Source organism: Bordetella parapertussis (genome assembly GCF_020735925.1).
Taxonomy (GTDB): domain Bacteria; phylum Pseudomonadota; class Gammaproteobacteria; order Burkholderiales; family Burkholderiaceae_B; genus Bordetella; species Bordetella pertussis.
This window is the reverse complement of the sequence record NZ_CP085971.1, coordinates 2,958,026-2,970,013: the sequence shown is the minus strand read 5'-3', so window position 1 is coordinate 2,970,013 and position 11,988 is coordinate 2,958,026. Positions and strand designations below refer to the sequence as shown.

At 68.8% G+C, this 11,988-nt stretch carries 6 protein-coding genes and 1 pseudogene; 4 read left to right on the top strand and 3 right to left on the bottom strand.

The window, feature by feature from the left end; all coding sequences use genetic code 11:
- Positions 1 to 202: 202 nt before the first annotated feature.
- Entirely contained in the window at positions 203 to 2,776 is a 2,574-nt protein-coding gene (cphA, locus tag LK409_RS14045) for a cyanophycin synthetase (RefSeq protein ID WP_010928938.1), read from the bottom strand.
- Between the two features lie 70 nt (positions 2,777 to 2,846).
- A pseudogene (gene cphA / locus LK409_RS14040) lies at positions 2,847 to 5,461 on the bottom strand (cyanophycin synthetase).
- 264 nt (positions 5,462 to 5,725) lie between these two features.
- On the opposite strand from cphA (LK409_RS14040), the gene LK409_RS14035 reads away from it, so the two are divergent.
- Complete coding sequence (locus tag LK409_RS14035) at positions 5,726 to 8,014, top strand: cyanophycin metabolism-associated ABC transporter (protein ID WP_010928937.1); 2,289 nt, start codon at positions 5,726 to 5,728, stop codon at positions 8,012 to 8,014.
- Positions 8,011 to 8,499 (top strand): cyanophycin metabolism-associated DUF1854 family protein, encoded by a 489-nt coding sequence (locus LK409_RS14030; RefSeq protein ID WP_010928936.1) that lies wholly within the window; start codon positions 8,011 to 8,013, stop codon positions 8,497 to 8,499. The genes LK409_RS14035 and LK409_RS14030 overlap by 4 nt, the downstream gene beginning before the upstream one ends.
- Positions 8,500 to 8,625: 126 nt before the next feature.
- Here the strand turns inward: LK409_RS14030 and LK409_RS14025 are convergent, their stop codons facing one another.
- Positions 8,626 to 9,777 carry a GNAT family N-acetyltransferase gene (locus LK409_RS14025; protein WP_010928935.1) on the bottom strand — a complete coding sequence of 384 codons (1,152 nt, stop codon included), beginning with the start codon at positions 9,775 to 9,777 and terminating at the stop codon, positions 8,626 to 8,628.
- Between the two features lie 53 nt (positions 9,778 to 9,830).
- On the opposite strand from LK409_RS14025, the gene LK409_RS14020 reads away from it, so the two are divergent.
- Positions 9,831 to 10,646, top strand: a complete 816-nt coding sequence (locus LK409_RS14020) for a ferritin-like domain-containing protein (RefSeq protein ID WP_010928934.1) — start codon at positions 9,831 to 9,833, stop codon at positions 10,644 to 10,646.
- Between the two features lie 38 nt (positions 10,647 to 10,684).
- Complete coding sequence (locus LK409_RS14015; protein WP_003813550.1) at positions 10,685 to 11,914, top strand: lytic murein transglycosylase; 1,230 nt, start codon at positions 10,685 to 10,687, stop codon at positions 11,912 to 11,914.
- Positions 11,915 to 11,988 lie beyond the last annotated feature (74 nt).

Here is an 11,988-nt window from a genome sequence, read left to right as displayed (position 1 = left end):
TGAGTGTGGACACTGATCAGCGTACGGTTCTACCGTAAGAGGGGGCGGTGGCGGTGTCAAACCGGCGTGTGGGGAAATGTAAATGGTCCGGCGTGGCTGGCGATGCATTTTGCGCAGGGAAAAAAAGGCCGGCTTGCGCCGGCCTTAGTTACATTTGAGCAAAGAATTGAGCCGCTTTGACGGGCTCAGGTAACCGCGCTTGTCATGGCTGCCCGGCGACGCGGCTGGCGATGTGGGCCAGGGCTTCTTCCACCTGGTCCACCAGGATCAGGCAGAGGTCGCCAGGGGCCAGCCGCTGCAGTGCGGCGTCGATGGCGACGAACTCGCCCTGGATTTCGTCGATGTGGCGCGTGCGCGGCGCCTGTTGCAGGCCCTGGCGCAGCAAGGCCACCACTTCGCCGTCGGCGCGGCCGCGCTGGCATTGGTCCTGGTACAGGATCACGTCGTCGAAGGCGCCGCCCAGAATCTCTGTCTGCTGGCGCAAGTCTTCGTCGCGCCGATCGCCCGCGCCGCTGATGACCACGCTGCGGCGGCGCGCCGGCATGGTGTCGATGGCCCGCACCAGCGCCTGGATGGCGTCGGGGTTGTGGCCATAATCGGCGATCAGGGTCGCGCCGCGGAAATCGAAGACGTTGAAGCGTCCCGGGGCCGTTTGCGCGTCGTTGACGAAGATGGCCAGCGCGTGCCGGATGGTGTCCCAGTCGATGCCCAGCGCCCAGGCCGCCGCCAGCGCCGCCATGGTGTTCTCCACCTGGAAGGCGATCGCGCCGCCGCGCGTCAGCGGAATGTCCGCCAGTGCGAAGGCGACTTCGGCGCCGCCTTGCGCGGCGACGAGACTGTCGCCGTCGCGATAGACCACGCGATGGCCCTGGGCGCGATGGGTGGCCATGACGGGATGGTTGCGGTCTTCGGCGAAATACGTGATCGAGCCAGGGCAGGCGCTGGCCATCTCGGCCACCATGGGATCGGCGGCGTTGAGCACGGCCATGCCGTCAGGCTGCACGTATTGCACGATCACGCGCTTGACGACCGCCAGGTCCTCGACGGTGCTGATATAGCCCAGCCCGAGGTGGTCGCCCATGCCGATGTTGGTGACGATGGCGACGTTGCAGCGATCGAAGGCCAGGCCCTCGCGCAGCACGCCGCCGCGCGCGGTCTCCAGCACCGCGGCATCCACGTCGGGATGCAGCAGCAGGCGGCGGGCGCTGCGCGGGCCGCTGCAGTCGCCGGTGTCGATGCGCTGCTTGCCCACATAGACGCCGTCCGAGTTGGTCATGCCGACGCGGTGGCCCGCGCAGTCCAGGATATGCGCCGTCAGGCGCACCGTGGTGGTCTTGCCATTGGTGCCGGCCACCGCCACGACCGGAATGCGGCCGTCGTCGCGCTCGGCGAACATGTGGGAGATGATGGCTTCGCCCACCGCGCGGCCCTTGCCGAACGAGGGGTTCAGGTGCATGCGCAGGCCGGGCGCCGCGTTGACCTCGACCACGCCGCCGTGCTGGTCCTCCAGCGGCAGGTGCACGGTCTCGGCGACGACGTCGACGCCACAGATATCCAGGCCTATCATGCGCGCGGCCGTGACGGCGCGCGCGGCGAGTTCGGGATGGACTTCGTCGGTGACGTCGGTGGCCGCGCCGCCGGTACTGAGATTGGCGTTGTTGCGCAGCACGACCAGGGCGCCCGCCGCTGCGACGGAGTCGGCCTCGTAGCCCTGCTTGCGCAGGGTGGCGATGGCGATGTCGTCGAAGCGGATCTTGGTCAGCGACGTGGCATGGCCATCGCCGCGCAGCGGGTCCGCATTGACCTGGGCCACCAGCTCGGCGATGGTGTGCGTGCCGTCGCCGGTGACCTGCGGCGGATCGCGGCGCGCCGCCGCCACCAGGGTATTGCCCACCACCAGCAGACGGAAGTCATGGCCGGGAATGTAGCGTTCGACGATGACCTCCGAGCTGATTTCGGCAGCGGCCTCGAAGGCGCTTTCGATACGGTCGCGCGTCTCGATATTGACCGCCACGCCGCGGCCCTGGCTGCCGTCGCGGGGCTTGACCACGACGGGGCCGCTGAGCGCCTGCGCGGCCTGCCAGGCCGCCGCGGCGCTGTCGACCGAGCTGCCCATCGGCACCGGGACGCCCGCGGCGTCCAGCAGCATCTTGGTCAGGTCCTTGTCCTGGGCGATCGACTCCGAGATCGCGCTGGTCATGTCGGTTTCGGCGGCCTGGATGCGGCGCTGTTTGCTGCCCCAGCCGAATTGCACCATGCTGCCCTGGGTCAGCCGGTGGTAGGGGATACTGCGCGCCACGGCGGCGTTGACGATGGAGCCGGTGCTCGGGCCCAGGCGGGTGTCCTCGTCGAGGTCGCGCAGGCGTTGCAGGGCCTGGGGCAGGTCGAAAGGCGTGTCGTCCTGGGCCGAGCGGATGAGGGCTTCGGCCAGTTCGAACGCCAGCCGTCCGACGTCTTCCTCGCTGTACTCGACCACGACCTGGAACACGCCGGGTTCGATGGTGGGGGACGTGCGTCCGAAGGTGACCGGGCAGCCCGCATGCGCCTGCAGGCCGAGCGCGGTCGCCTGCAGCACGTGGGCCATCGAGATGGCGTCGCGCTGGCCTTCCGGCTGCAGCACGCCCAATTGCGGGAACCGGGCGCGCAGGCGCGCCTCGAAGTCCGGCATGCCGTTGATCGCGCATTCGGCATCGGAGCAGGCGGCGATGGCCTCGATGGCGGTGTTGCGGCTCCAGAGATTGGGGCCGCGCAGGGCGCGGATTCGGGAAACTTCCATGGCAGGGATTCCTGTCGTCGAAGAAGCGCCGCCGTTCGGGCGGCGCGGCAAGAGGGGCGCAGTCGCGGGTTCAGCCTTGTTCTATCCAGCGCCGCACCAGGTCTATGGTGGGGCCGGAGAATGCCTCATCGGATTGCAGCAGCGCGAAGTCGCCCTCGCGCAGGTCGTCGAGCACGCGGGCGATGGCGCGCGCGTGGTCGGCCTCGTCGGCAATGGCGGTGGCGCGCGCCGATTGCCGCAACCCCTGCCGCAGCAGGCCGCGCGCCTGCCCGGCGGGACGCTTGCTGGCAACCGTGGCGTCGTCGTAGAGCACGACCTGGTCGAACGCCGTGCCCAGCAGGCGGCCCTGTTCGACCAGGGCATCGTCGTTGCGGTCGGCGCCGGCCGAGTACACGGCGGCGCGCCGCCTGGCGGGGAATTGTTCGATGGCGGCCAGCAGCGCGCGCAGCGCCGAGGGGTTGTGCACGTCGTCGACCACCACGCAGGCGCCGTTGCGCTCGAACAGCGTGAACTGCCACGGCGCGTCGGCCTGGTCGATGTCGAAGGTTTCGATGCCGGCGCGTATCAGCTCGACCGGAATGTCCAGCGCCCAGGCGGCCGCGACCGCGGCCAGCACGTTCTCGATCTGGAACGCGACGCGGCCGCCGTGCGTCAGCGGAACCGCGGCGATGTCGGCCAAGGCTTCTTCGTCGCGGCCACGCGCCAGCACGATGCGTCCGGCGCGCAGGTAGACGGCGCGCCTGCCGTCGGCCAGGTGGGCGGCCAGCGTCGGCAGGGCGGGGTCCAGGCCGAAATACAGCACCTCGCCGTCGCACAGCTCGGCCATGCGGACCACGCGCGGGTCGCGGGCATTGAGCACGGCAGCGCCGCCGGGCAGCACGACGTCGATCTGGGTGCGGAACACGTCGACCAGGCGGTCGGTTTCGTTGATATCGAAATCGCCCAGGTGGTCGCCGTCGTCGATGTTGGTGACCACGCCGACCAGGCAGCGGTCATAGGCCAGCCCCTGGCCCAGGATGACGCCGCTGTCGTTCTCGATCACCGCCGCATCGACCGAGCGGTTCATCAGAACGCGCCGCCCCGCGGCCCAATTGGCGCAGTCGCCTTTCTGCACCAGGCGCTTGTTCAGGTACAGGCCTTCGCTGCAGGCCAGGCCGGTCTGCTTGCCGGACAGGTGCAGCAGGCGCGCCACCAGGCGCGCGACCACGGTCTTGCCGTTGGTGCCGGTCACGCCCACGATGGGGATGCGGCCGTCGTCGTCGGCCGGGAACAGGTGGTCGACGATGGCGCGGCCCACCGGGCGCGGCGGGCCGTCGGCCGGCTTCAGGTGCATGAGCAGCCCCGGCCCGGCGTTGACTTCGACGATGGCGCCGCGCGTTTGGTCCAGCGGACGCGAGATGTCGTCGGTGACGAGGTCGACGCCGGCGACGTCCAGGCCGACCACGCGGGCGGCCAGCGCCACCGTGGCCGCCACGCTGGGATGCACGCGGTCGGTGAGTCGAACGCCACGTTGCCGCTGCGCTGGATCAGCACATTGCGGCCCGCGGCGGGCACGCTGGTGGCCGTCATGCCCTGGCGGGCGATCTCCAGGCGCGCGGCCGAGTCCAGCCGCACCGGATTGAGCGGATGGTTTTCAGTGCGGCCGCGCCGCGGGTCGGTATTGATCTGGCTGCCGATCAGGTCTTCGATGGTGGATACGCCGTCGCCGGTGACCCAGGCGGGTTCGCCCGCCGCCGCCGCCACCATGCGGTCTCCCACCACCAGCAGGCGGTGTTCGTTGCCGGTGATGAAGCGCTCGACGATGACGCCGCTGCCTTCATCCACCGCCACGGCATAGGCCGATTCGATTTCGTCGCGCGTCAGCAGGTTGGTGAAGACGCCGCGTCCATGGTTGCCGTCGTAGGGCTTGACGACCACCGGCAGGCCGATGTCCTGCGCGGCCTCCCAGGCGTCGACCGCGCTTTGCACCAGCCGTCCCTCGGGGACCGGCACGCCGCAGGTCGACAGCAGTTCCTTGGTCAGGTCCTTGTCGCGCGATATGCCTTCGGCGATGGCGCTGGTGCGGTCTGTTTCGGCGGTCCAGATGCGGCGTTGCCGCGATCCGTAGCCGAACTGCACCAGGTTGCCCTCGAACAGCCGGATATAGGGAATGTCGCGGTCGTCGGCCGCGTCCACGATGCAGGCGGTGCTGGGCCCCAGGCACAGCGAGTCGACCAGGGCGCGCAGCCGCGCGACGGCCGCCGGCACGTCGAACGGGCGATCCTCGATGGCCGCCATCACGAGGTCGCGTCCCTCCTGCAAGGCGGCGCGCGTGACCTGTTCGTGCCAGGCGCGCACCACTACCTTGTAGACGCCGCGCCGCGAGGTTTCGCGCGCCTTGCCAAACCCGCCCGGCAGGCCGGCCAGGTTCTGCAGTTCGAGCGTGACGTGCTCGAGGATGTGGCCCGGCCAGGTCCCTTCGCGCAGGCGCTGCAGGAAGCCGCCGCGCACGCCGGGGCTGCAGCGGTGCTCGATCAGCGTGGGCAGCCAGCCGGACAGGCGCTCGTAGAAGCCGGGTATCGTGTTGGAGGGGAAATCCTCCAATTCGCCGATGTCCACCCACGCTTCCAGCACCGGACGGTACGTCCAGATGTTGGGGCCGCGCAAAGTCACGACATCGAGAAATTCAATGTCTTTCTTTTTCATGGTTATGGAGGAGTGATTGCGCATTGGCAGGCCGAAGTCACCCCGTGCAAAGTCGAGGGGCGAAGGGCCGGTTGGGAAGTGCCAACACGTGGATGGGCGGAAGAATTCCTAAGTATGGAAATTGTGAAAATCGGCTGCTACTATACGCCGCCTTTTTGCCCATATAAACTCGCGCTGTTGTAAGGAACGGACAGGCTTCAGGTCCGAGGCCGCAAGCCGGAGAATCGCCTTTTTGGGCCGGGCCGTGGCTCGAAACGCGTTCTAATGAAAAAACCACAAAATCTAGCTGGCGCGGGCCGGCGCGAGGTGCCGGCCGAGTGGAGGGATGCGATTCATTCGCATCTTGACGCAGGCGAAACCGTGCTGGCCTGGCTGGAAACCGATCTCGACGCGCGGCTGCGCTTCGAGACGGGAATGGTGTTGGCAACCGACCGGCGCATCCTGGCCTGCGCGCCGGGCCGCCGCGAGTGGTCCAGCTGGCCGTATTCCCCTGATCTGCGCCTGGCCCTGCACGACCACGCCGGCGCCGCCAGCCTGGAGCTCGATGCCGGCGCGCGGCGCCTGGCAAGCTGGCGGTTCACCCTGGGCCGCAATCCGGCGGCCCTGCGCCTGCTGGAACAGTTCGAGAGTCTCCAGGCCCTGCGCCTGGCCGGCGCGGCCCCGACGGCAGGCGAATCCCCCCGGCCATGCCCGACCTGCCAGGCGCCGATCCCCGCCGACCGGGAAGACTGTCCGGAGTGCAGCCAGGAGCCCGCCGCCCCGCCGGCGACCTGGGCGCTGTTGCGGCTGTGGCGGTTCGCGCGGCCCTATCGCGGCGCGCTGCTGGCCGGATTCCTGCTGACGCTGTTGGGTACCGCCGCCACGCTGGTTCCGCCCTACCTGACCATGCCGCTGATGGACGACGTACTGATTCCGTTCCAGAACGGTGCGCCCATCGACTACGCCAAAGTCAGGCTGTACCTGGCCGGCCTGCTGGCCTCGGCCGTGCTGGCCTGGGGGTTGGGCTGGGCGCGTACCTATATCCTGGCCTGGGTCAGCGAACGCATCGGGGCGGATCTGCGCACCACCACCTACGAACATTTGCAGCAGCTTTCGCTGGAGTACTTCGGCGGCAAGCGGACCGGCGACCTGATGGCGCGCATCGGCAGCGAAACCGATCGCATCTGCGTATTCCTGTCGCTGCATCTGCTGGACTTCGCCACCGACGTGCTGATGATCGCCATGACCGCCGCGATCCTGGTGTCGATCAACCCGTGGCTGGCGTTGGCCACCCTGGTGCCGCTGCCGTTCATCATGTGGATGATCCACGTGGTGCGCGACCGGCTGCGCCACGGTTTCGAGAAGGTCGATCGGATCTGGTCGGAGATCACCAATGTGCTGGCAGACACCATACCGGGCATCCGCGTGGTCAAGGCGTTTGCCCAGGAGCGGCGCGAAGTGCAGCGCTTTCGCGAAGCCAACAACCGCAACCTGGAGGTCAACGACCGCGTCAATACCGTGTGGTCGCTGTTCTCGCCGACGGTGACGCTGCTGACGGAGATCGGCTTGCTCATCGTGTGGATCTTCGGCATCTGGCAGGTGTTGCAGAAGCACATCACGGTTGGCGTGCTGGCGGCGTTCCTGGCGTATATCGGCCGCTTTTACACGCGCCTGGATTCGATGAGCCGCATCGTGTCGGTGACGCAGAAGGCGGCCGCCGGCGCCAAGCGCATTTTCGACATTCTCGACTACGTCTCCAGCGTGCCCGAGCCGCACAAGCCGGTGCACCTGCCGCGCGTGAACGGCCACATCGAGCTGCGCGACGTAGGGTTCCGCTACGGCAACCGTTCGGTGATACGCGGGCTGGACCTGTCGATCGCGCCGGGCGAAATGATAGGCCTGGTCGGGCATAGCGGCTCGGGCAAGAGCACCCTGATCAACCTGATCTGCCGCTTCTACGACGTATCGGAAGGCGCGGTGCTGGTCGACGGCGTGGACATCCGCTCGCTGCGCATCGCCGATTACCGGCGCAACATCGGGCTGGTGCTGCAGGAGCCTTTCCTCTTCTTCGGCACCATCGCCGACAACATCTCGTACGGCAAGCCGGACGCCACGCGCGCGGAGATCATCGCCGCCGCGCGCGCCGCGCATGCCCATGAGTTCATCCTGCGTCTGCCGCATGGCTATGACTCGCTGGTGGGCGAACGCGGCCAGGCGCTGTCCGGCGGAGAGCGCCAACGCATCTCCATTGCCCGGGCGCTGCTGATCGACCCGCGCATTCTCATCATGGACGAGGCGACCTCGTCGGTGGACACCACGACCGAGAAGGAAATCCAGAAGGCGCTCGACAACCTCGTGCGCGGGCGCACCACCATCGCCATCGCGCATCGCCTCAGCACGCTGCGGCGGGCCGACCGGCTGGTCGTGCTGGACCGCGGGCAGATCGTCGAGGAGGGCGCGCACGAGGCCTTGATGGCGCGCGAAGGCGCCTACTATCGGCTGTACCAGGCGCAACAGACGCGCCAGGCCGAAGGCGGCGACGACGGCAGCGACGCCATCGCCGCCATCGCATGAGAGCGCAGCCCGCCATGAACCACTGCGCATTCCAGCTGCATCGCAACCAGGCCGGCCGGCTGGTTTTCACCGGCGCCGACGGCCGGGCACATGAAGGCGTGGTGCCGGTGCGCGCGTTTCCGATCAGCGCTCCGGCCAGCGGCCTGTCTTTGGTCAGCGCCGACGGGCATGAGCTGGCCTGGCTGGACGACGTGGCGCAGTTGCCGCCCGCGCAGCGGCAACTGGTCGAAGCAGAGCTGGCCAGCCGCGAATTCATGCCCGAGATCCGGCGCATTGTCTCGGTGTCCACATTCGCCACGCCATCGTCCTGGCAGGTCGAGACCGACCGCGGCAACGCCACCTTCGTATTGCGCGGCGAAGAAGACATTCGCCGGCTGGCCGGCCATACCCTGCTGATCACCGACATGCACGGAATTTTCTTCCTGATCCGCGATGCGCTGGCGCTGGACCGCCATAGCCGCAAGCTGCTGGATCGGTTCCTGTAGCGCAGGTGCCCAGGTACCCAGGTGCCTGTCCCAGCGGGGACAGGCACCCGGATTCCTGCGGGGACAGGCACCTGGGAAGTTTGCCGGTGCCAGTCCCCATGCGGGGACAGGCACCGGAAGGTTGTGTCAGGTTTTTCGAAACGGGCTGTGGGTGGCCAGTTCGTCGCGATATTCGTCGATGGCGTGGGTTTCGTGGCCGAGGAAATCGTCGATGGCCGCGGCAAAGCGCGTGTCGGCGATCCAGTGGGCCGACCAGGTCGGCGTGGGCAGCAGGCCGCGCGCCATCTTGTGTTCGCCCTGCGTGCCGCCTTCGAAGCTGGCCAGGCCGTGCGCGATGCAGTATTCGATGGACTGCAGGTAGCAGGTTTCGAAATGCAGGCCGGGGATGTAGCGCCGGGCGCCCCAGTAGCGGCCGTACAGCACGCCGTCGGCCTGCAGGTTCAGCGCCGCCGCCACCGGCTGCCCGTCCTGTTCGGCCAGGATCAGCACCAGCGCGTTCGGCATCTCGGCATGCAGCCGCCGGAAGAACTCCAGGTTCAGATAGGGCGGGTTGCCGTGCGCCAGGTAGGTGTGGCGATAGCACTGGTAGAAGAAATCCAGCGCCGCGGCATCGATGTCGGCGCCGCGCAGCCAGCGAAACGAAACGCGGTCGGCGGCGACCTTCTTGCGGTCCTGGCGGATTTTCTTGCGCTTGTCGTGGCTGAACGCGGCCAGGAAGTCGTCGAATCCGGCATAGCCCGCGTTGCGCCAGTGGAATTGCACGCCGGCGCGGATCAGGTAGCCGGCCTCGCGCAGGGCGAGCAGGTCGTCATCGCTCGGGAACAGGACATGCAGCGACGATACCTCGAACTGCCGGGCCAGCTGGATCAGGCCACGCGCCAGCAGCAGCCGGTCGGCATGCGTGTGCGCCAGCAGGCGCGTCCCGCCGACCGGCGTGAACGGCACGGCCGACAGCAGCTTGGGGTAGTAGGGCAGGCCGTTGCGCGCGTAGGCGTCGGCCCAGGCATAGTCGAACACATACTCGCCGCGCGAGTGGCTTTTGGCATAGAGCGGCACCGCGCCGGCCAGCAGGCCCGCGCGGCGCAGGGCCAGGAAGCAGGGCGTCCAGCCGGTGCCTGGACTGGCGCATCCGGTATCGTGCAGCGCCCGCAGGAAGGCATGGCGCACGAACGGCTGCGGGCCGGCCAGCGCATCCCATTGGGCCGCATCGAAGTGGTCCAGGCCGGCTTGCACCGAGAGTTCGACAGAGGAGGGCATGGCCAATGATAAAGTCGCCATGTGGCCATGCCGCGGCGCCACAGGCCCGGCATGCCTTTCGCAACGAGAAGACAATGGAAGCAGCAAGCATAGCAGTGCCTGGCGCCGGAGCCAGTCTGCGCGCCCAGGCGCTGGACGCCCTGATGACGCCTGCCTGGGCCGACAAGCTGGCGGCCGTGGCGGCCATCGACGCTGGCGCGCCGGTGGGCGCGCAACAGGACCTCGCCGAGCCGGCCGGCCTGCTGGGGCGGCCGCCCGCCCCGCAGCTGGTGCCGCCGTCCCAGGTGCGGCAGCGCTCGGTGCAATCGCCCGAAGGGCGCGCCGCCTTGCTGCACGCCCTGGCGCATATCGAGTTCAACGCCATCAACCTGGCGCTGGATGCCGTGTGGCGCTACGGCGGCCTGCCGGACGCCTACTATCTCGACTGGCTGAAGGTGGCGCGCGAGGAGGCCTATCACTTCGACCTGCTCAACCGTCATCTGTCCGGGTTGGGCCATGCCTATGGCGACTTTCCGGCCCACAATGGCCTGTGGGAGATGGCCGAGAAAACGCGCGCCGACCTGCTGGCCCGCCTGGCGCTGGTGCCGCGCACGCTGGAGGCGCGCGGCCTGGATGCCTCGCCGCTGATCCGCGACAAGCTGGCCGCGGCCGGCGACGCCGATGGCGCCGCCATTCTGGAGATCATCCTGCGCGACGAGATCGGCCATGTGGCCATCGGTAACCACTGGTACAAGGCGTTGTGCGCGCAGCGCGGCCTCGATCCGGTGGCGCAGTACGCGCAGCTCGCTTCCCGGTACGGGGCGCCGCGCCTGCGTGGCCCGTTCAACCTCGAGGCCCGCCGCGCGGCCGGTTTCGACGAGGACGAACTGCGGGCCTTGTTGCAGGCGTAACGGCGCGGGCATGTCTGCGGGCGGCCGCCCGAATTAGAATGGTGCACATGAAAAAAGCCTACCTACGCCTGTTGTGCGCCACGGCCTTCGCCGCGGCGGCCACCCCCGCGCTGGCCGCGCCCGCCGCCGCCACCCCCGCCGACCTCGATGCGTATCGCGCCTGCCTGAAGCAGTTGCGCGGCGACGCCATCAAGAGCGGCGTACAGGCAGCCACCTACGACGCGCAGACCGCGTCGCTGGCGCCGGACATGGACGTGCTGGGCTTCCTGGACGCGCAGCCCGAATTCAAGACGCCCATCTGGGACTACATGGCGGGCCTGGTCGACGAGGAACGCATCGAGGACGGCCGCCAGGCCCTGGCCCGGCATGCCGACGTACTGGCGCGGGCGCAGGCCGAATATGGCGTCGACCCCGCGACCGTGGTGGCCGTCTGGGGAGTCGAAAGCAATTTCGGCAAGAACCTGGGCGGACGCCCTTTGCTGACGTCGCTTTCGACGCTGTCGTGCTTCGGGCGCCGGCAAAGCTATTTCCGAGGCGAATTCTTCGCCACCCTCAAGATCATCCAGGACGAGCACATGCAGCCCGAGCGCCTGGCCGGTTCGTGGGCCGGCGCCTTCGGCCAGACGCAGTTCATGCCGTCGACCTACCTGCGCCTGGCGGTCGACTTCGATGGCGACGGGCGGCGCGACCTGGTCGACAGCGTGCCCGACGCCCTGGGCTCCACCGCGAACTTCCTGCGCCGCGCCGGCTGGCAAACCGGGCAGCCCTGGGGCTTCGAGGTCAAGCTGCCGGCCGGCATGGACCTGGCCGGCACCGGACGCCGCAACAAGCAGCCGATGAGCGCCTGGCAGGCGCGCGGCATCAAGCGCGTGGACGGCGGCGCGCTGCCGGCGGGCGATGCGCCCGCGGCGCTGCTGGCGCCGGCCGGGGCGCAAGGTCCGGTGTTCCTGGTGTTGCGCAATTTCGATGCGCTGTATTCGTACAACGCGGCCGAGAGCTACGCGCTGGCCATTGCTCATTTGTCGGACCGCCTGCGCGGCGACTTGCCGTTCGCGCGCGCCTGGCCCACCGACGATCCCGGCCTGTCGCGCGCCGAACGCCGCGAATTGCAGGAGCTGCTGCTTGCCCGCGGATTCGATATCGGCAAGCCGGATGGCGTGATCGGCGCGCGTACGCGCCAGGCGCTGCAGACCGTGCAGGGCCAGCTGGGCCTGCCGGCCGACGGGCGCGCCGGCCAGAAGACGCTCAAGGCCCTGCGCACGCCGTAGCGCCGGCCGGGTTCGGCGCGCCGCCAAGGGTGGCGCGGAAATGGTTGCAATTTCCGCGCCGCGCGGGCACGGCC